20 protein-coding genes are annotated in these 19,761 nt (G+C 62.2%); 8 read left to right on the forward strand and 12 right to left on the reverse strand.

All coding sequences use genetic code 11. The features are described from left to right. Nucleotides 1-27 precede the first annotated feature (27 nt). Nucleotides 28-1,512 carry a Na+/H+ antiporter NhaC family protein gene (locus OJHNALOF_RS04850; RefSeq protein WP_165661327.1) on the reverse strand — a complete coding sequence of 495 codons (1,485 nt, stop codon included), beginning with the start codon at nucleotides 1,510-1,512 and terminating at the stop codon, nucleotides 28-30. A 121-nt stretch (nucleotides 1,513-1,633) separates the two neighbouring features. Next, nucleotides 1,634-3,046 (reverse strand): glutamine synthetase family protein, encoded by a 1,413-nt coding sequence (locus OJHNALOF_RS04855; protein WP_094200209.1) that lies wholly within the window; start codon nucleotides 3,044-3,046, stop codon nucleotides 1,634-1,636. 184 nt (nucleotides 3,047-3,230) lie between these two features. On the opposite strand from OJHNALOF_RS04855, the gene puuD reads away from it, so the two are divergent. The 4 genes from puuD to OJHNALOF_RS04875 are packed head-to-tail and all read left to right on the forward strand — an operon-like array spanning nucleotide 3,231 to nucleotide 7,351. Next, nucleotides 3,231-4,001 (forward strand): gamma-glutamyl-gamma-aminobutyrate hydrolase, encoded by a 771-nt coding sequence (gene puuD / locus OJHNALOF_RS04860; protein WP_094200208.1) that lies wholly within the window; start codon nucleotides 3,231-3,233, stop codon nucleotides 3,999-4,001. Continuing rightward, on the forward strand, nucleotides 3,998-4,558 hold the full coding sequence (gene puuR, locus OJHNALOF_RS04865; protein WP_094200207.1) for an HTH-type transcriptional regulator PuuR: 561 nt from the start codon (nucleotides 3,998-4,000) through the stop codon (nucleotides 4,556-4,558). Before puuD ends, puuR begins: the two co-directional genes overlap by 4 nt. Before the next feature lie 18 nt (nucleotides 4,559-4,576). Next, nucleotides 4,577-6,061, forward strand: a complete 1,485-nt coding sequence (gene puuC, locus OJHNALOF_RS04870) for an aldehyde dehydrogenase PuuC (protein WP_094200206.1) — start codon at nucleotides 4,577-4,579, stop codon at nucleotides 6,059-6,061. Between the two features lie 12 nt (nucleotides 6,062-6,073). Next, the gene (locus OJHNALOF_RS04875) at nucleotides 6,074-7,351 is read left to right on the forward strand and encodes an FAD-binding oxidoreductase (protein ID WP_165661878.1); all 1,278 of its coding nucleotides are present in this window, start codon (nucleotides 6,074-6,076) and stop codon (nucleotides 7,349-7,351) included. Nucleotides 7,352-7,491: 140 nt separating this feature from the next. Here OJHNALOF_RS04875 and OJHNALOF_RS04880 read toward each other — a convergent pair whose 3' ends face one another. The 4 genes from OJHNALOF_RS04880 to OJHNALOF_RS04895 all read right to left on the reverse strand — a co-directional run bounded on the left by OJHNALOF_RS04880 (nucleotide 7,492) and on the right by OJHNALOF_RS04895 (nucleotide 10,572). Next, a complete protein-coding gene (locus OJHNALOF_RS04880; RefSeq protein WP_165661328.1) occupies nucleotides 7,492-7,833 on the reverse strand; it encodes a 4a-hydroxytetrahydrobiopterin dehydratase in 342 nt (113 codons plus the stop codon). Between the two features lie 9 nt (nucleotides 7,834-7,842). Then, the gene (gene phhA, locus OJHNALOF_RS04885; protein WP_206063615.1) at nucleotides 7,843-8,637 is read right to left on the reverse strand and encodes a phenylalanine 4-monooxygenase; all 795 of its coding nucleotides are present in this window, start codon (nucleotides 8,635-8,637) and stop codon (nucleotides 7,843-7,845) included. A gap of 98 nt (nucleotides 8,638-8,735) precedes the next feature. After that, entirely contained in the window at nucleotides 8,736-9,932 is a 1,197-nt protein-coding gene (gene pncB / locus OJHNALOF_RS04890; RefSeq protein ID WP_165661329.1) for a nicotinate phosphoribosyltransferase, read from the reverse strand. After that, the gene (locus OJHNALOF_RS04895; protein ID WP_165661330.1) at nucleotides 9,925-10,572 is read right to left on the reverse strand and encodes an isochorismatase family protein; all 648 of its coding nucleotides are present in this window, start codon (nucleotides 10,570-10,572) and stop codon (nucleotides 9,925-9,927) included. Before OJHNALOF_RS04895 ends, pncB begins: the two co-directional genes overlap by 8 nt. Nucleotides 10,573-10,718: 146 nt before the next feature. Here OJHNALOF_RS04895 and OJHNALOF_RS04900 point away from each other — a divergent pair, with 146 nt between their 5' ends. After that, nucleotides 10,719-11,060, forward strand: a complete 342-nt coding sequence (locus OJHNALOF_RS04900; protein WP_094200201.1) for a DUF2750 domain-containing protein — start codon at nucleotides 10,719-10,721, stop codon at nucleotides 11,058-11,060. A 117-nt stretch (nucleotides 11,061-11,177) separates the two neighbouring features. Then, entirely contained in the window at nucleotides 11,178-11,777 is a 600-nt protein-coding gene (gene wrbA / locus OJHNALOF_RS04905) for an NAD(P)H:quinone oxidoreductase (RefSeq protein WP_165661331.1), read from the forward strand. A gap of 1 nt (nucleotide 11,778) precedes the next feature. Here wrbA and OJHNALOF_RS04910 read toward each other — a convergent pair whose 3' ends face one another. The 6 genes from OJHNALOF_RS04910 to OJHNALOF_RS04935 are packed head-to-tail and all read right to left on the reverse strand — an operon-like array spanning nucleotide 11,779 to nucleotide 16,980. Next, nucleotides 11,779-12,432 (reverse strand): HAD family phosphatase, encoded by a 654-nt coding sequence (locus tag OJHNALOF_RS04910; RefSeq protein WP_165661332.1) that lies wholly within the window; start codon nucleotides 12,430-12,432, stop codon nucleotides 11,779-11,781. Continuing rightward, entirely contained in the window at nucleotides 12,432-13,448 is a 1,017-nt protein-coding gene (locus OJHNALOF_RS04915; RefSeq protein ID WP_094200198.1) for an ABC transporter ATP-binding protein, read from the reverse strand. The genes OJHNALOF_RS04910 and OJHNALOF_RS04915 overlap by 1 nt, the downstream gene beginning before the upstream one ends. Next, nucleotides 13,448-14,230, reverse strand: a complete 783-nt coding sequence (locus OJHNALOF_RS04920; protein WP_165661333.1) for an ABC transporter permease — start codon at nucleotides 14,228-14,230, stop codon at nucleotides 13,448-13,450. Before OJHNALOF_RS04920 ends, OJHNALOF_RS04915 begins: the two co-directional genes overlap by 1 nt. Further along, nucleotides 14,223-15,131 carry an ABC transporter permease subunit gene (locus OJHNALOF_RS04925; RefSeq protein ID WP_165661334.1) on the reverse strand — a complete coding sequence of 303 codons (909 nt, stop codon included), beginning with the start codon at nucleotides 15,129-15,131 and terminating at the stop codon, nucleotides 14,223-14,225. Before OJHNALOF_RS04925 ends, OJHNALOF_RS04920 begins: the two co-directional genes overlap by 8 nt. After that, complete coding sequence (locus OJHNALOF_RS04930; protein ID WP_165661335.1) at nucleotides 15,128-15,931, reverse strand: alkaline phosphatase family protein; 804 nt, start codon at nucleotides 15,929-15,931, stop codon at nucleotides 15,128-15,130. The genes OJHNALOF_RS04925 and OJHNALOF_RS04930 overlap by 4 nt, the downstream gene beginning before the upstream one ends. A gap of 2 nt (nucleotides 15,932-15,933) precedes the next feature. Continuing rightward, entirely contained in the window at nucleotides 15,934-16,980 is a 1,047-nt protein-coding gene (locus OJHNALOF_RS04935) for an ABC transporter substrate-binding protein (RefSeq protein WP_165661336.1), read from the reverse strand. Nucleotides 16,981-17,180: 200 nt separating this feature from the next. Here OJHNALOF_RS04935 and OJHNALOF_RS04940 point away from each other — a divergent pair, with 200 nt between their 5' ends. Together OJHNALOF_RS04940 and OJHNALOF_RS04945 are read left to right on the forward strand one after the other, a co-directional pair. Then, nucleotides 17,181-17,918 (forward strand): UTRA domain-containing protein, encoded by a 738-nt coding sequence (locus OJHNALOF_RS04940; protein ID WP_206063563.1) that lies wholly within the window; start codon nucleotides 17,181-17,183, stop codon nucleotides 17,916-17,918. Between the two features lie 230 nt (nucleotides 17,919-18,148). Next, entirely contained in the window at nucleotides 18,149-19,651 is a 1,503-nt protein-coding gene (locus OJHNALOF_RS04945) for a BcsE family c-di-GMP-binding protein (RefSeq protein ID WP_165661337.1), read from the forward strand. The last annotated feature ends 110 nt before the right edge of the window (nucleotides 19,652-19,761 follow it).

The raw sequence follows: 19,761 nt of genomic DNA on the forward strand, positions 1-19,761 counted from the left end.
TAGCCCGGCGAAAGCCGGGCCCGTCTGTTACATCAGCCAGAAACCCGCGGCCAGCAGGGTGACCAGGGCGATGGCGCCGCCGATCAGGGCATAGGGCAGCTGGGTCAGGGCGTGATCCATGGTGTCGCAACCGGCGCCCTGGGCCGAGAGCACGGTGGAGTCACTGAAGAAGCAGGCGTGGCTGCCAAAGGCCGAGGCCGACAGCAGTGCACCCACCACCAGCGGCATGGGCACGTCCATGGCCTGGCCCAGGGGCACTACGATGGGCAGGGAGATCACGAACACGCCCCAGCTTGAGGCGGTGCTGAACACCACCGCGGCCATGACCACAAACACCACGGCGGGCAACAGCGCCGGCGTCAGCAGCGGTGTGACCGTGTCGATGATGTAGCGGGTCATGCCCAGCTGATCGTTGACCTCCTTCAGAATGAAGCCGGCGCACACGGTGGCCAGCGGATACAGCATCACCTTGAAGCCGTCCAGGGTTGCCTCCACCTGCTGCTGAAACGACAGCAGCCGCTGCACCGAATAGAGCACCATGGTTACGCCCAGGGCCACCAGCACGCCCTTCAGCAGATCGATGTCGTAATACACGCTGGCCAGTACCAGCACCGCCATGGGCAGCAGAAAGTTGGTCAGTCCCAACCAGCCGGGCACGCTGCGCTCGGGGGCGGGCGTTTCTTCGTCCTGCCAGCCATCGGGCACAGGCTGACCGCCCTGAGCACGGGCCTCGGCCTTCTTCATGGCGCCCAGATCCGGCAGCTTGCGTGCGGCCACCAGTGCCACCACCAGCAGCGCCGCCCAGCCGTAAAACATCCAGGGAATGCTGGCCACATAGAGAGACATGCCCTGGCCGCTTTCGGTGGCGCCGGCGTCTTCCAGCAATGAGGCGAAAAACACCGCCCAGGTGGATACCGGCACCAGAATGCAGATGGGGGCGGCGGTGGAGTCCACGATATAGGCCAGTTTTTCCCGAGAGATATGAAAGCGGTCGGTAATGCGCTTCATGGATGACGATACCGCCAGGGAATTGAGGTAGTCGTCGATAAACACCACCAGCCCCAGGCCGACCGTGCCCACCATGGCGCCTCTGGGAGACTTGATAAGCCGGGTCATGACGGCGCCAAAGCTGTGCACGCCACCGCCTCGGGCCAGCAGGTTGATAAGACCCCCCATCATGCCGCACACCAGGATCAGCCAGGCGATGGTTTCGTCCATCATCACCGCCAGGGTGACGTCCGCCAGCGGGCTCACCAGGTTGGCCGGGTCAAGCAGCAGCAGGCCAAGCAGGCTGCCCGCCAGCAGCGACTCCACGGTTTTGCGGGTGAGCACCGCCATGGTGATCACCAGCGCCGCCGGCAGCAGGCTAAGGGCACCGTAGTCGCTGCCTGATTCATGGGTAAAACCGAGCCAGGCAAAGGCCAGGGCGGCAATCACGGCCACCGCCAGGCCACGCCAGAGCGGTGGCCATTTGACACTGGGGGTAAGGGCCAGGGAGTTGGGCTGTTCCATCATCATCTTCCTTTTTTGGTCGAGGGGACGCCTGTGGGGGCGCTCTTTTATATCAATCCACCCGAAAAGCAAAGCGCCCCGGCTTGTTATGGTGTTATTGGCCGGGGCGCCGGTGCCGTCATCAGGCGTTTTTCAGCATCCATTCCAGTTCGATATCGGTAATGCGCTTTTCAAATTCGAGCAGTTCGTCCTGCTTGCAGATGCGGTATACCTCAACGAACTCCTCGCCCAGGTAGCGCTTGAGCGGCGTGTCGCCTTCAAGCCGGGCCAGGGCACTGCTCTGGCGGGTGGGCAGGGGCAGGCCTTCCTGCTCCAGGCCGTTACCCACCACCGGCTCCGGCAGCGGCAGCGTGTTGTCGAGGCCATGCAGCAGGCCGGCCAGCATGGTGGCCACCACCAGGTAGGGGTTGGCGTCGGCACCGGGCACCCGGTATTCAATGCGACGCGCCTCGTCGTCGCCGGCAGGAATGCGCAGCGCCACGGTGCGGTTGTTGTGGCCCCAGGACGCCTGCACCGGTACATACATGCCCGGCTGAAAACGGCGAAAGGCGTTCATGTTGGGAGCCAGCAGCGCCATGCTGTCGGGCATCAGATCCAGCATGCCGGCCAGCGCCTGCTGCAGCAGCGGGGAGTCCTCGCCCTGTTCATCGGCAAACAGGTTGTCACCCTGTTCGTCGGTCACGCTGATGTGCACGTGCAGGCCGCTGCCCGGGTGTTCCTCATAGGGCTTGGCCATAAAGGTGGCGTCCATCTCGTACTGCTCGGCCACCAGCTTGATCAGCCGCTTCAGTGCCAGCGCCTGATCGCAGGCGGCCAGCACGTCGCTGCCATGATGCATGTTGATTTCAAACTGACCCGGTGCCGCCTCGGCCACGGCGCCGTCGGCGGGCAGCCCCTGCAGGGCGGCGATATTGTCGATGTCGGCGAGAATCTCCGCAAAGTTGTTGAGGTTGTCCACGGAATAGACCTGGCTGTAGGTGTCCCGCTTCTGGGTCAGCGGCGAGCAGGGGGGCTGCAGCCGACCCTGCTCGTCCCGGTCCCGGTCCACCAGGTAAAACTCCAGCTCCAGGGCGATTACCGGGGTCAGCCCGCGCGCCTTCACCTGCTTCCATACTCGGTTGAGTACGTTTCGGGGCTCCAGACCAAAGGGCTGTTCGTGTTCGTCCACCATGGTCAGCAGCAGCTGGGCCACGGTTTCCGCATCCGAGGCCGAGGGCACCAGGGTGCCGGCGATGGGATAGCAGGGCAGATCCGGCTCGCCGATGTCCTGGCCGATGCCGGTTTCTTCCACCACGTTGCCGCGAAAGTCCATGGCAAACACCGAGGCGGGAAAGAAGCAGCCGGCTTCAAGCTTGTCGAGGGCACTGATCGGCAGCCGTTTGCCACGAAAGATGCCGTTGAGATCGGTCAGTAAAACGTCCACATACTGGGTTTGGGGGTAGCGGGCAAGGTAGGCGGCCGCCTCCTGTTCAAAGGGAGTAAGGGCCGGCTCGTCGGCCGAGGGAAGGGTCGTTACCGTTGTATTCGCTTGCATGATTTCACCACCATGTGACCGTTAAAAATAATTTACGTTGATAACTTATGTGTGTTTATTATGTTTTGCAAGTGTTAAAAATTGTTGAGGTGAAAGCGGGCTGGTGCTAGGGTTTTGACTATATTTTTTACGGTGGCCGCGCGATAACGGCCAAGTGTTCAAAATTTAAAGCGGGTGAGCGAAGATGACAGCGGTTCATATATTTAACAAACCTTGGGTGGGGGTGATCCTGTGCCAGCAGCAGCTGGGGCCCCATGCCGGCCTGACCGTGCAGCAAAAATACTTGGACGCCATTACCGCCGCGGGGGCGGTGCCGGTGCCCCTGGTGCATCAGCTGGGCGAGGACGAGCAGGCCCTGGCGGCCATGCTGGCTCGCCTCGACGGCATTCTGCTTACCGGCAGCTACAGCAATATGGAGCCGCATCATTACGGTGAGCCCGGTGAGGAAGAGCACACCGATGTGGGTCGGGACCGGCTCAGCCTGCGGCTGATCGCCGCCGCCCGGACCATGAAGCTGCCGCTGTTTGGCATTTGTCGCGGTTTTCAGGAAATGGTGGTGGCCAGCGGTGGCAGCCTGCACCGGCGCCTGCACGAGACCGGCCTGTTTGCCGAGCACCGGGAAAACAAGGAACAACCCCTGGAGGTGCAATACGCCCCGGCCCACGACATTCAGCCCATGGCGGGCGGCCTGCTGGCGCAGCTGGCGGGCAGCGATGTGCAGAAGGTCAACTCACTGCATATGCAGGGGGCAAAGACCACCGGCACCGGTGTGCGGGTGGAAGCCACCGCTCCCGATGGCCTGGTGGAAGCCATCAGCCTGCCGGATCATCCCTTTGCCCTGGGCGTGCAGTGGCACCCGGAATGGCACAGCCGCGACGACGCCCTGTCCCGGGCGCTGTTCGATGGTTTTGTGGCCGCCTGCCAGCACTACGCTCAAGTGCGGGAGGCGGTATGAGCGCCGCTCAGGAACTGGCACCGGGCAGCCGGCTGGCGGACATTCGCCGGCGGCTGGGGCTCAGCCAGCGCCGCGTGGCCGAGCTGTCGGGACTGACCCACGGTGCCATTTGCACCATAGAGCAGGACAAGGTCAGCCCGGCGGTCAGCAGCCTGCAAAAACTGCTCAAGGTGTATGACATGTCGCTGTCGGAGTTTTTTGCCGAGCCGCAGGCACTCACCCGCAACAAGGTGGTCATTAACGAAGAGGAGCTGGTGGAGATCGGCAGCCAGGGGGTGTCGTTCAAGCTGGTGCACAACGGCAACCGTCAGCGGGCGCTGGGATTTCTTATCGAATGCTATGCCCCGGGCACCAGTACCGGCGGCCACCTCAAGCATCAGGGCGAAGAGGTGGGCACCGTGCTGGAAGGGCAAATCGAGCTGACGGTGGACGGCGAGCATTACCGGCTGCAGGCCGGGCAAAGCTATGTTATCGACACCGGGCTGCCCCATACCTTTACCAATACATCGGACCGGGAGTGCCGCATTATCAGCGCCCATACCCCGGCCAACCTGTAATCAAGGCGGAGACACATCATGGAGTTCAGAAACAAGGCTTACTGGCAGGCCGCAGCGAACAAACTGCAACCCGAGAGCCGGCTGTTTATTGAAGGAGAATACCGCGAGGCCATGGCCGGAGAGCGCTTTGCGGTAATCAACCCCGCCACAGATACCCCCCTTGCCGAGGTAAGCCGGGCCAGGGAGGCCGACGTCAACATGGCGGTGGTGGCCGCCCGGGCCAGTTTTGAGGCCGGCGCGTGGTCGCAGACCGCCCCCGCCGAGCGCAAGGCGGTGCTGCTGAGACTGGCGGAGTTGATGGAGCGGCACGCCGAAGAGCTGGCGCTGCTGGAAACCCTGGACACCGGCAAGCCCATTCGTCACAGCCTGCGGGACGACATTCCCGGCGCCGTGCGCTGCATGCGCTGGTATGCCGAGGCGGTGGACAAGATTTACGGTGAAATAGCCCCCACCGGCCCCGATGCCCTGGCCCTGGTCAGCCGTGAGCCCATTGGTGTGGTGGCCGCGATCGTGCCCTGGAACTTTCCACTGTTGCTGACCTGCTGGAAGCTGGGACCGGCGCTGGCCGCCGGCAATTCGGTGATCTTGAAGCCGTCGGAAAAGTCGCCGCTGTCGGCTCTGCGTCTGGCCGCACTGGCCAAGGAAGCCGGCCTGCCCGATGGCGTACTCAACGTGCTGCCCGGTTTCGGCCACGAGGCGGGCAAGGCCCTGGCCCTGCATGAGGATGTGGACTGCCTGACCTTTACCGGCTCCACCGGGGTGGGACGGCTGCTGATGGAATACGCCGGCCGTTCCAACATGAAACGGGTGTGGCTGGAAGCGGGCGGCAAGAGCGCCAATATCGTCTTTGCCGACTGCCCGGATCTGGCGAAAGCCGCCCGGGCCTCGGCCGCCGGCATTTTCTACAACCAGGGCCAGGTGTGTATCGCCGGCACCCGGCTGCTGGTAGAAAGCAGCATCAGGGACGCCTTTATGGCCGAGCTGAAAAAGGCCGCCGAGGCCTTCAAACCCAAGGATCCGCTGGATCCGTCTTCCACCATGGGCACCTTGATTGACAGCGATCACCACGGCAGCGTGTGCCGCTACATTGCCGAGGGCCTGGAAGAAGGCGCCGTGCTTGGCCTGGACGGCCGGGATCAGGCCGGCAACTTCATGGGACCGACCGTGCTGGAGCAGGTCAATCCGCACATGGCGGTGGCCCGGGAAGAGATCTTCGGACCGGTGCTGGCGGTGACCACCTTTGAACGGGAAGAGGATGCCGTGCAACTGGCCAACGACAGTCAGTACGGCCTGGGCGCCGGCCTGTGGACCTCGGATCTGCGCCGGGCCCACCGGCTGGCGCGCCGTCTCAAGGCCGGCTCGGTGTTTATCAACAATTACAACGACGGCGATATGACGGTGCCCTTTGGCGGCGTCAAGCAAAGCGGCAACGGCCGCGACAAGTCATTGCACGCCTTTGACAAGTTTACCGAACTCAAGACCACCTGGTTGGCACTGGATTAAGGGAGCATTTACATCATGGAACACGTCAACAGCTACTACGCGGCCACCGCCAACGAACACGCGCCCTGGCCGCAACTGACCGAAAACATACAGTGCGATGTGTGTGTGGTAGGGGGCGGTTACACCGGCCTGTCCACCGCCCTGTTTCTGACCGAGGCGGGCTTTGATGTGGTGCTGCTGGAGGCCGGCCGCATCGGTTTTGGCGCCAGCGGCCGCAACGGTGGCCAGCTGGTCAACTCCTACAGCCGTGATATCGACGTGATCGAATCCCGCTATGGCGCCGATACCGCCCGCATGCTGGGCAGCATGATGTTTGAAGGCGGCGACATTATTCGCGAACGCATTCAGCAGTACGACATTCGGTGCGACTTCAAGCCCGGCGGCATTTTCGCCGCACTGAACAGCCGGCAGTTGCATGAGCTGGAAAGTCAGAAGGGCAACTGGGAGCGCTACGGCCACGACGGCCTCGAGCTGCTGGATGCCGAGGCGGTGGCCCGGGAGATCGACTCAACGCGCTATGTGGGCGCCCTGCTGGATCACCGCGGTGGCCACATTCACCCCCTCAACCTGGCGCTGGGCGAGGCAGAAGCCATTCGCAAGCTGGGGGGGCGCATCTTTGAACAGTCGGCGGTCACCAGCCTGACATACGGCGATCCGGCCGTGGCAAAAACCGACAAGGGCAGCGTCAGCGCCAACTTCATGGTATTGGCGGGCAATGCCTACCTCGGCAACCTGGAGCCCAAGCTGTCGGCCAAAGCCATGCCCTGCGGCACTCAAATCGTCACCACCGAGCCGCTGAGCGAAGAGCAGGTCAGGCGCCTGATCCCCAACGGCTACTGTGTGGAAGACTGCAACTATCTGCTGGATTACTATCGGCTCACCGGCGACAACCGGCTGCTCTATGGTGGCGGCGTGGTCTATGGCGCCCGGGATCCGGACGACATCGACCGCCTGGTGTTACCCAAACTGCTGAAAACCTTTCCGCAGCTGGAAGGAATCAAGGTGGAATACCGCTGGACCGGCAACTTCCTGCTGACCCTGTCGCGCCTGCCCCAGTTTGGCCGGCTTGAGCCCAACGTGTATTACATGCAGGGCTACAGCGGCCACGGTGTGACCTGTACCCACCTGGCGGGACGCCTGCTGTCGGAAGTGCTGAAAGGTCAGGCCGAGCGTTTTGACGCCTTTGCGCGCCTGCCGCACCTGCCGTTCTTCGGTGGCCGCCGCTTTCAGGTGCCCTTCAGTGCCATGGGCGCCGCCTACTACAGCCTGCGGGATAAACTGGGGGTGTGACCCCTATCGGGGGAGCCGGAAGCTGGAAGAGAATACGTAGGTTGGCGATGAGCGAAGCGAATCCCAACATATGAGCCGACGGCTGAAATGTTGGGACTCGTGCCTCGTCCCAACCTACCACTTCTGTGCTCCACGTTTCCTCAGTTGGCCAGCAAGGTATCGGTGCGGGCCGCCATAATAAAATCATTGCGGTGCAGGCCATTGATGGCGTGGGTCCACCAGGTCACGGTGACCTTGCCCCATTCCAGCAAAATGGCCGGGTGGTGAAACTCGCTTTCGGCAAGTTCCGCCACTTTGTCGGCAAAGGCCCAAGCCTGCTTGAAGTTCTTGAATGTAAACTCTCGTTCCAGCTGCAGCACGCCGTCCCGGGCCAGAGGGGTCCAGTCGGGAATCTGCGTCATCAGTTCGGCCAGCTCGGCATCACTGACTCTGGGCGCATCGGCCCGGCAGGCCTCGCATTGTTGTTGGGCCAGTTGGGTCATGGGTTCTCCTTAAACGGCGGTTTTCTTGGGTGGAAAGGTGGGAGCAAACAGCCCCAGGGCCTGAGCCTTGCGCACCTCGGCCATGATGTCCATGTCGGCGATGGCAAAGAGATCGTCCAGGCTGTCCAGTACATAGTAGATGGGCTGCATGATATCGATACGATAGGGCGTGCGCAGCACGTCCAGCATGTTAAAGGGGCGAAACTCGGGTTCGCTCGACGCAAAGGCATATTGGGTTTCACCCGGCGATGACAGTATGCCGCCGCCATAGATGCGCCGCCCTTCCGGCGTGTTAAGCAGGCCGAATTCCACGGTGAACCAGTACAGCCTGGCCAGAAAGCCACGTTCCTTTGGGCTGGCCTCAAGGCCCAGCCGGCCATAGGTATGAGTAAAGCGGGCAAAGGCCGGGTGGGTGAGCATGGCGCAGTGACCAAACAGCTCGTGAAAGATATCCGGCTCCTGCAGGTAGTCGAGATCTTCCCGCCGGCGAATAAAGGTGGCCACCGGAAACTGCCGGTCGGCCAGCAGCGCAAAGAAACGATCAAAGGAGATCAGCGCCGGCACTCGGGCCACGCGCCAGCCGGTGGCCGGCACCAGCACCTGGTTGATCTCCTCCAGTTGGGGAATGCGATGCCGAGGCAGGGTTAACCGTTCCAAGCCTGTAAGGTATTCGTTACAGGCGCGGTGCTGCACGCAGCCGAGCTGGCGTGCAATCAGGGTGTGCCAGACGGCGTTTTCTTCCTCCGTGTAGTGAATGGTGCCATCGGGCCCGGGCTTGCGGGCCACGTAGGTGGAGGCGTTCATCAATATGCCCTTCGTCAGCGTCATTTCGTTGCTTTTTAATCTAGAGACTCGGGCGGACGCTGAGAAGGGCGGCTCGGAAGTTGGGCTTTACGATGGTGTCAGCTTTGGTTTACGGTGGGCGTTGGCACGCCAAACACCTGCGACAGATAGGCCAGGTAGCCGGCGTCTGCACACATGGCCTTGCCCGGGCTGTCGGAGAGCTTGGCCACCGCCTGGCCGTTGCAGCGGGTCATCTTGATCACCATGCTCAGCGGGGCGGTCTCCACCACGTCGTTGGTGAGATGGGTGCCAATGCCAAAGGCCGGGCGGCACTGGCCGGCAAAACGCAGGTACAGGTGCAGCGCCTTGTCCACGGTAAGGGAGTCGCTGTATACCAGCCGCTTGCCGAGGGGATCGATCTTCAGCCGGCGGTAATGGGCCAGGGCCTTTTCGGTCCAGACCACGGGGTCGCCGGAGTCGTGGCGCAGGCCGTCGAACAGTTTGGCGTAGTAGAGATCGAAGTCGCGCAAAAAGGCGTCCATGCCCACCACGTCGGTCAGGGCAATGCCGAGCCGGCCCCGATATTCGCTCACCCAGGCATCCAGGGCGGCTTTCTGGCTGTCGATAAGCCGGGGTCCCAGGGCCTGAAAGGCCTGCAGAAACTCGTGGGCCATGGTACCCATGGGCGGCCGGCCGATGAGGCGCGACAGCGCCAGGTTGCTGGTGCCGGAAAACTGCTCGGGCAACCCCTCGGCAAAGGCTTGCACCACTTCCTTGTGCCAGCGGCCGGAAAAGCGCCGGCGGGTGCCGAAGTCGGAAAAGCGAAAGCCTTCGGCCCCCTGGGTGCCGGCCACCTGGGCGATTTTTTGCTGCATTTTTTTTCGGGCATGCTGCCAGTCGGGGCTTGGGTAGTGATGGCGGCAAAACACCTCGCTGATAATGGCCAGCAGCGGCACTTCAAACAGAATGGTGTGCAGCCAGGGGCCGCGAATGACGAGTTCGAGCCTGCCCTCGATACACTCCAGCTGCACAAAGCGCCGATCCAGCCGGAACAGCCGCAAAAAATGAATAAAGTCGGGTTTGAGATAATCGAGGCCGGCCAGGTAGTCGAGCTCGTCATCGCTCAGTTGCAGGTTGCACAGGTGATCGATTTCCCGGCTGATGTCCTTCAGGCAGGCGGAAAAGTCCACGTTCGGCGTGCGGCAGCGAAAGCGGTATTCCACCTCGGCCGCCGGGTGTTGATGCAGTACCGCCTGCATCATGGTGTATTTGTACAGATCGGTATCGAGCAGGGATTGGATTACGGGTTCAGTCATGGCCTTGCTCAAGCTCCTGGCTGTCGTGCACGAAGTGGGCGCCCAGCTGAATCATTTCGGCCATGGCGTGGCGGCTGGTGTCGTCGGCCACGCCACGAATGGCGGAGCGGTTGACCACCACGTTCATGCCGGCGGCGAGCAGCTGTTTGACGGTGTGGAATACGCAGTAATCGGTGGCCAGCCCGCCGACCAGTACGGTGTCGATATCGTGGCAGCGCAGGTATTCAATCAGCCCGGTACTCTGGCGTTCGTCCAGATCGTGAAAGCAGGCGCCGTAGGGGTGCATGTCGGGCTCCACCCCCTTCCACACAAAAAAGTCGTAGTCGGCCGGATGGGGCAAACCGTCGAGCAACTCAAACCCGCGGGTGCCGGGCACGGCATGCAGGGGCCAGCGCAGATCCATGTTGTCACCTGCTATTTTGCTAAAGGCGGGATGGGCGTCGCTGGCTACCCAGTGGGCGGCGGGGGAGTGGGCATCCTTGGAGCCCAGGCGATGGCCGGCAAAGGCGGCCTGGCGATTCAGCTCGTCGGCGATGCTGTCACCGCCTGCCACCGGCAACTCATCGGGACAGACGGGGGTAAAGGTATACTGGGCATCCACGTCCAGACTGGCTACCCTGTGTTTGGCGGGCAATTTCATGTGCCACCTCCTGTAAGTGACGGGCGGACAACGGGCACTGTGCAGCACCGTGTTTTTAATATTGTTTTGATTGAGTCTAAGGGTAATTTGGTTCAGTATCGCCCCCATTCGGGGTATTTCCCCCTCATTAGCCAAAGGTGACCATAATGAGCCAGCTCCACCAGCCAGAATACCAGCGTTTTATCGATCAGGTGAAAGCCGACAACATGATGTGGGGGCTTCGCTTCGGAGACGAATGGGTGGTGTGTGATTCCACCGAATTTCAGGATACCGAAGTGATGCCGCTGTGGTCCACCCGGGCCGAAGCCAGCGCGCAGTGTGTGGACGAGTGGGCCCAGTATGAGCCGTTTGAAATTACCCTGGCCGAATTCCTGGAAATCTGGGTGGAAGACCTGTCGGAAGACGGCGTGCGCATTGGCCCCAACTGGAATGAGGAGCTCGACGGCATCGAGCTGGACGTACTGGAAATGGTAAAAGACCTGGCCTGATCTTCCGCCGGCCTTCGCCAAAAAAACGGCACTCGCAAGGGTGCCGTTTTTTTGTGCCTTTTGCCGGGTGCAACTAGAGTGTGAAAGGCGATATTCACAAGGCAAAGGAGAAGCGCAATGAGCAAGTTGCTGGTGTTGTATCACTCCATGTACGGCCATATCGAAACCATGGCCAATGCGGTGGCAAAGGGGGCGGCTGAGGTGTCCGGGGTTGAGGTCACCATCAAGCGGGTACCGGAAACCATGGATGCACAGGCGTTCAAACAGGCCGGAGGCAAGGTGGATCAGCAGGCGGAAGTGGCCAGCCCCACCGAGCTTGCCGATTACGATGCCATCATCATTGGCACGCCCACCCGCTTTGGCAACATGAGCGGCCAGATGCGCAATTTCTTCGATCAGACCGGCGGACTCTGGGTCAATGGTGGCCTGGTGGGTAAACTGGCCAGCGTGTTCAGCTCCACCGGTACCGGTGGCGGCCAGGAAACCACCATCACCAGCACCTGGATCACCCTGGCCCATCACGGCATGGTGATCGTGCCCATCGGCTATGGCGCCCCCGAACTGGCCGATATTTCCCAGGTGGGCGGCGGCACTCCCTACGGCGCCAGCACCATCGCCGGCGGCGACGGCTCGCGCCAGCCCGATGAACGGGAGCTGACCATCGCCCGCTATCAGGGCAAAACCGTGGCCGAGCTTTCAAAAAAGCTGTTTGGGTGAGTTACAGCGCCCAGCTAAGCTGCTGCCAGCCCCGTTCGGTGGCCAGGGCATTGAGGGTCTCGTCACCGTTGATCACCGCGGCCTGATCCACGTATTCCAGCAGCGCCAGATCGTTGAGCGAGTCGCTGTAGCCATAGCAGAAGCCGGGCTCGATGCCCTGCTCCCGCAGCCAGTGGCCCAGACGCACCACCTTGCCCTGCTGATAGCTGAACACGCCGGTGGGGCGGCCGCTGTAGCGGCCGTCTGCTATTTCGGTCTGCACGCCAATGGCATCCTGCACGCCCAGCCGTTGCGCGATGGGCCTGACCAGGTGCTCGCCGGTGGCGGAAATGATCAGGCAGCGGTGTCCCTGTTCACGGTGCCAGTTGAGCCGCTCCCGAGCCTGGGGGTAGACGATGGGCATAATGCAGTCGCTGATGAAGGCTTCTACCAGGGGGGCCAGCTCCGCCGGGCGGCGACCTTCCAGCGGCGACAGGGTCAGGGTCATGTAGGCGTGCATGTCCATGGTGCCGCGATAGTAGTCCTCCATCAGCCGGCGTTCTTCCGCCAGCAATGCCTCGCTCGCCAGGCCGTGCTCTGCCAGAAAGCTTAGCCACAGGGTGGCGGAGTCGCCGGCAATCAGGGTTTCGTCGAGATCAAAAATGGCCAGGTTCATCAGGCAACCTCTTTCAGTTCATGTTGGGGCAACAGTAGCTCCACTCGAGTGCCGGCGGCCAGTAGCGAAGCCGGTCCCCGGTTAAGGGCGTCCACGTCCAGGGTGGCGTGCTCCAGGCGCATACGGTAGCGGATCACGTTGCCCAGCAGCTGGTGGTGCTCCACTTGTGCCGGCAGCGGTGCCGTCATCATTTGGCCATAGTCCCGGCCCGCCTCCCGAATGTAAATGCTCTCGGGGCGAATGGCCAGCCGGCCCTGAATATGCAAGCCGAACAGGGCCCTGGCCTGCTGCGGGTCGAGCAGGTTGTAGCTGCCCATAAAGCCCGCCACAAAGTCGTTGGCCGGGTGGGTATAGACGGTTTCGGCGGTGTCGGCCTGAACGATGCTGCCCTTGTTCATGACAAAGATACGATCCGACATGGTCAGTGCTTCTTCCTGATCGTGGGTCACGAATACCGTGGTGAGCTCAAGCTGTTGCTGAATGCGCCGAATCTGCTCGCGCAGTCGCTTGCGAATGGGCGCGTCCAGCGCCGACAGCGGTTCGTCCAGCAACAGAATGCGCGGTTGCACCACCAGCGCCCGGGCCAGGGCTACCCGCTGGCGCTGGCCGCCGGACAGCTGGCCGGGATAATGGCGTTCGCGTCCTTCCAGGCCGACCAGCGCTACTGCTTCCGCCACCCGCTGGCGTACCTCGGCATTAGCGAGTTTCTGGGTACGCAGGCCAAAGGCAATGTTGCCGGCCACGGTCAGATTGGGAAACAGGGCATAGCTCTGAAACACCATGCCAATGCCCCGCTTCTGGGGCTTGAGGTGGGTGATGTCTTCGCCGGCCACGCGAATATGGCCCCGGTCGGGGCTGGCCAGGCCGGCCAGGCTGCGCAGCAGGGTGGACTTGCCGCAGCCCGAGGGGCCAAGCAGGGTGACCAGCTCGCCCCGGCGAATATCAAAGTTAATGTCGCTGAACACATGGGTGTCGCCAAAGGACTTGGCGAGATGGGCAACTTCCAGATAAAACATCAGGCGCTCCGGGATTGCAGACGCAGCGCCACCCAGGTGGCGATGCCGATAAACAGGAAATAGGACATCACCATGGCGCTGGTGAAGTGACCGCTGGTGGTACGCTGGCTATACAGGTACACCTGCAGGGTTTCAAAACGGGTGCCCACCAGCAGGTTGGCAAATACGAACTCCCCAAACAAAAATGAGAACGCCAGAAACAGGGCGCTGAGCAGGCCGTTGCGCAGGTTGGGCAGCACCACCTGCAGAAAGGCCTGAGTGGTGCCGGCCCCCAGCAGGTGGGCGGCGTCCATCAGATCGGGCAGATTGACCGCCTCCAGATTGTTGGCCAGGGCCCGGTACATAAAGGGCAGGCTCAGGGTGAAATAACACAGCACCAGAATCCAGGGGGTGCCCACCAGCGGAAGCGGGCCGCCGGCGTACAGCTGCAACAGTCCCACCGATGACACCACAGGCGGCACCGCAAAGGGCAGCAGCACCAGCAGGTTCATCAGCCCTTTCAGTTTCGGAAAGTAGTAAAACACCACGAACAGCACCGGCAGGATCAGCACCAGGCTGAGAAACAGGGCCGCCAGGCACACCAGCAGCGAGCGGCCAAAGGCGGCCAGAAAGCGGGTGTCGGTCCAGAGCGAGACATACCAGTCGGCGGTGAAGCCTTGCGGCAGAATATGGGCGCCCCAGTGTTCGGCCAGGGAATAGGCCAGGGTAATGACGATGGGGGTGGCCAGCACGGCCACCAGGGTCCACACCGTCAGGCGCGCGAACAGCGGAGATTCAGACATAACGACTCCGGGCAACAAGCCAGTGGTTGATGGCGGTTACCAGCACCAGCAGCGCCATCAGCAGCAGCGACAGGGCGGCCGCCAGCTGAGGCTCAAGGAAGATGTCTCCCGCCACCAGGCCGGCGATTTGAATGGTCACCAGGTTGTAGTTGCTGGTCATCAGGGCATAGGTGCTGGCATAGGCGCCCAGGGCATTGGCCAGCAGAATGATAAAGGTGCCGAGCAGGGCCGGGCTCAGCACCGGCAGCACCACCTTCAGCCAGTAGCGCACCGGGCCGGCGCCCAGCAGTGCGGCGGCATCGCGCCAGTCGTCGCGCACGGCATCAAAGGCCGGATACAGCAGCAGCACCGCCAGTGGCACCTGAAAATAGGTATACAGCACCAGCAGGCCGGTGCGGGAATAGAGCTGGAACTGCTCGGCCAGCCCCAGTTGTTGCAGCAGCAGGGTGAGGGCGCCGTTCATGCCCAGCAGCACGATAAAGGCAAAGGCCAGGGGCACGCCGGTAAAGTTGCTGGCCATGGTGGTGAAGGCCACCACGGCGTTTTGCAGACGCCCCGGTACTTGGCGCAGGGCCGCCGTTCCCAGGGTGGCGATGGCCAGGCCTGCCAGGCTGGACCAGAACGCCAGATCCAGGCTGTTGGCAAAGGCCTGGCGATACCAGGGAGAGCCAAGGATCTCGCGAAAATTGGCCAGGCTCCAGTCGCCGGCCACCTGAAAACCATTGATTGCCACCCAGCCAATGGGGGCGAGCTGAAACAGCGCAAACACCAGGCCAAAGGGCAGCAGTAACAGCAGCGGCAGACGCCGCCGCCGGGATGAAGGGCGCGCCACCGGTGGCACCTTCAGGCCGGCGGGCGCCGCCTGCAGGCGCTGAGCCGGCCGCAGGGCATGGTCGTTCATGACAGCAACTCCTTGCACAGGGGCTTGTCGTGTTCAATGCCCAGCAGGCTGGCTACGGTGCCACACAGCTCGGTCTGGCGCGGATGGGCGTGGCGGTCGTGACTAAAGGCCGAGCCCAGCACAAACAGGGGCACTTCGCGCTCTTCCGGCAGGGTGCCGCTATGGCTGCGATCCCGGTTCATGCCGTGATCGCTGGTGATCAACAACTGGTAGCCCTGCTCCAGCCAGCGCGGCACGTAATCGGCCAGCAACAGATCAAAGCGACGGGCGCTGTTGCGATACTGGGGCGAGTCCAGGCCAAACTTGTGACCGGCGTCGTCCACGTTCATCGGGTGGATCAACAGCAGATCGGGATCCGCACGCCGGCGCAGCCACTCGGCATCGAGCAACAGGTGGCTGTCGGGATAATCGTCCTGGTGGTAGAACACGCCGTGTTGAATGGGCAGGTTGTCATCGGCGGTAAAGCGGTCCTGTACGGCATCATAGGGCGCCCGATTATAGAGCTCGCTCACCCAGTGATAGGCCGCCGCCGCCGTGGTACGGCCGGCTCCTTGAGCCAGATGAAACAGGCTGGTTTCCCGGCTCAGTCGCACGACATTGTTGTGTACCACACCGTGATCCACCGGGCGGGTGCCGGTCAGAATGGTTTCATACAAGGGGCGCGACAGGGCCGGCAGCTCGCACTGCAACTTGTAGCCGGTGGCGCGTCCCGCCTCGGTCATGGCCAGCAGGTAGCCCAGGCTGTGCCGGGCTACCTCATGGGCCAAACCGTCAATGATGATCAGTATGACCTTGTTCATGCTTACCTCTGCTGGTGGATCAGCACCTGAGACTGCCATTGGCGCGGCAGGCGCTTGGTGCTTTGCTCCCAGGTGCCAAAGTCTTCAATGGGACGGGCCTTGGCATACATGTCGTTGGGCAGCAGCTGGGCCTGCACGTCCTCGGGCAGGGCCACACTGGTGCGAATGGGGCGGGCATAGCCTCGGGCCAGGTTGATCTGGCCGGCATCACTGAGAATGTATTCCCGCGCCAGCTTGGCGGCATTGGGGTGCTTGGCATACTTGTTGATGATGGTGGCGTAACCGGAGATCAACGAGCCGTCTGAAGGAATCACCACGGTAAAGCGGTCGCGGTCGATCTGATCCCGGTAGTTGAGGGCGTTGAAGTCCCACAGCACGGCCATTTCAATCTCGCCCTTTTCCAGGTTGGCGATATTGACATCCACCGGTGACAGTCGGCCCTGTTTGGCCAGATCCGCAAACAAGTCCAGCGCCGGGCTCAGGTCTGACTCATCGCCACCCATGGCAAAGGAGGCGGCCAGAATGGCGCTGTTGGCCTGGGCCGCCACGCCCACATCACCCACGGCAACCTGATAGTCGCCGTCGCGCAGGTCTGCCCAGGAGGTGGGTACCTTGTTTACCAGCTCGTTATTGACGATAAAGGCGATGGTGCCGGTGTAGCCCAGCATCCAGTGGCCGTCCTTATCCTTGGCCCACTCGGGAATTTCGTCCCAGGTGGTCGGTTTGTAGGCCTGGGTCACGCCCTGCTGTACGGCGATGGGAGCAAAGGCGGCGCCCACGTCACCGATATCGGCGGTGGCGTCTTCCTTTTCGGCGGCGAACTTGGCGATTTCCTGGGCCGAGCTCATGTCGGTGTCCTGGTGCTTGAGGCCATATTGGTCACCCAGATCCCGCCAGGTGTCCTTCCAGTTGGCCCAGCTGTCGGGCATGCCGACGCTGTAGACCTGGCCTTCGGCCCGGGCTTTGCTTTCCAGTTCGCTGAGGTCGGCGGCCTGGGCAAGGGTGCCCAAACCCAGGGTAATCAGACTTGCGGTGAACAGCTGTTTCATGAGTGTCTTATCCTCTGGACTAGGTCAGGTTCGAGACTCATGCTAGGCAGGCTTGATGACATTAATGAGTCAGTCATGCGACACTTGCATGGCAGTTTTGCGGTGTTTTGCTGAAGATGTCGGCTAATATTGTCATGTTAGTGTCACTTTTCTCGATCATGCTTGAGCTCATTCGTCTCTGGAACAGTCCAGGCATTCTCTTGAACACGACCACCCTGATCATCGATACCCTGCGTCGGCAGATCGCCGGCGGCTGCCTGGCTCCCGGCCACAAGTTGCCCGCCGAGCGGGAGCTGGCCGTGCTGTTTGATACCACCCGCATTACCGTCAAGGACGCCCTCTCCATGCTGGAAGCCGAAGGGCTTATCTACCGGGAAGAGCGGCGCGGCTGGTTTGTGTCACGCCCGCGGTTGATATACAACCCGGCCACCCGCTCCCATTTTCACGAGCTGGTGCACAGCCAGCAGCGTACCGCCGAGACTCGAGTACTGGCCTGCGAGGCGGTAGTGGCTCCCGGCGAACTGGTGGCAGAAATGGGGCTGGCACCGCTCAGCCGGCTGATCCGCATCTGCCGGGCCCGGCGTATTGACGAGCGCACCGTGCTTTATGTGGAGCATTTTCTGCGGCCCGAGTTGTTTCCGGGCATCGAACAGCAGGATCTGAGTCGATCACTGACCGAGCTTTACCGACGGAAATACGGGCTGGAATATGGCCGTTCGCGCTTTGATATTTGCCCCACGGCGGCGCGAGGAGAAGCGGCTGGGGTGCTCAATCTGGCCCAGGGCAGCCCGGTGCTGGCGGTAAGCCGCATCAATTACGATCAGTTTGATCGAGTGATCGATTGCGATCGCGAGGTCTGGCGTCATGACGCCGTGCGCATTCGCGTGGAAAGCCGGGGGGAACCACGTACTATCCTGCCGAGCCCGGCCTGCCCATAGCACTCGTCGGTCTGGAGATGCGGTGTCGATGAAAGGGCGTGCAGGGCGGGGACGAAAGGCGTAATATTCACCGCCCGTTTTTTACCCTCTTGTATACCCGCCGGCATGAATGACGGCAATCAAGGTGTAATGGCGATTGGACGCGTATGGATTTGAGGCCTAAAATTAGGCTTCGAACGTGTCCATTTTTTTATGCTTTCAGCGTCATTATTGAGGCGAACCCACACGTTATGCTGTCACTTGCCCTAGCTGTCGAACACCTGCCCCGAGAGGCCGCCCTGATGAGCGAGCCGGGCCTGCACTGGCTGTCACTGACCAGGCGGGATGACATGCTGTTGCTGGCCGCCGGCCTGCTGGCGGCATTGCCGGCGAGCCAGAGCACCACCTTGGTGTGTGCCGGTGATGAGCAGGAAGAACTGCTGGCCATGATTCCCGAGGCGGCCGGCCCCGACGAAATGTCGCTTTTCTCCCTGGCACCGGGCCGGCGTGGCGCCGATCTGAAATGGCTGACCAACGAGCTGGGGCGCAGTGGCGTCAGGTCCGGCGTGCTGCTGCTGGTACTGCCGGCGACCCGAGTCACATTGGCCGAGTCCCGAAGGCGGGCGTGGGCGTTGTCGTTGCAGGACTGGGCCAGCCGGCGCGGGCTCGTCATGCTGGTGCTGTGTCATGGTCAGGAGCAGGTACTGCCGGCCTCCCTGGCCGGGCGGGTGAATGGCCTGCTGCGGCTGGAGCGTAATGACGGCGGCATTCTGTTGCGGGTGGATGGCTGGCGCAATGCCCTCGGGTTGCTGGCCGGAGTCGATTACGACCTCATGCTTCATGCCGGGCGTTTTGCGGTGCGACCCGCCAGTGTGGCCCTACATGAATCTGCCCAGGACGAGGGGGGCACTCTGATTCAGCGCTCGGCCCTGGAGCACATGCCGGCACCGGCGGCGGACTGGCGTGTGCTGGATCCCGACGAGGATTTCTGGCAGCAGGCCACCACGGCAGGGGAAGGCACCCTGGTGATCGCCATTACCAGCAATGAGGAAGTGCCCGTCCTGGCGCGGCGCATTCACGCCCTGCGCCGTTTTCGCGGGCCCGGCTTCAGGCTGGCGATACGCAAGCTGCGTCCCTGCGTTCGGGATGCGGAACAGGAACTGCTGTTGCAGTGTGGCGCCAACCTGGTGATCCCTTATGGGTTGTCTCATGCCCAGTTTCTGTCGTTGCTGCGCTGCCTGCCGGGGCAACGCTGGCAGCGCAGCCTTGTCGGCAACATAGAGCAATTGCTGCAGCGCTTTCAGCCCCCGTCCGCCTGCGGGCTGCTTAGCCCCAGTGAGTTTTTTCATCATGCCGACGGCGTGTTTCGGGCCGGCAGTGGCGAAATGAGCCATCAATTGCTGGCCTTGCCCCTGCGTCTGGGGCTGGATGCCTCATTGTGTTTGAGTCAGCTCAGCCTGCGCCGTCAGGGGGATCTGGCCTGTCTGCTGGACGATTGCTGCTACCTGTTTTTGTTCGCCTGTCCGGACGAGGCCAGGGAGGCGGCCCTGGCCAATGTCTTTCGTCTGCCCTGGCCTGAGTTGTTTCGCGAATGTCGCTCCCTTCCCGATACGGAAGTGCTGCCCAGGCAGCGCTTTGAGCAGGAGCGGCAGCCGCCGGAGCTGGAGCACGAGCCCCCGTCGAGGCCGGCTGTCGCCGCCAAACAGCGCCATTTTGGCCGGCGTCCGGTACACCTTAACCTCAGGGGGCAGTAAATGTATTCTGATCTGTGGTTACTGGTGCTGGTGAATTCGATATTGGCGCTGCTTCTGTGGTGGACGTTGTCGCGTTGTGGGCGCGGTCTGTTTGCCTTGCTGCGGCGGTG

The organism is Oceanimonas sp. MB9 (assembly GCF_011319775.1).
GTDB lineage: Bacteria > Pseudomonadota > Gammaproteobacteria > Enterobacterales > Aeromonadaceae > Oceanimonas > Oceanimonas doudoroffii.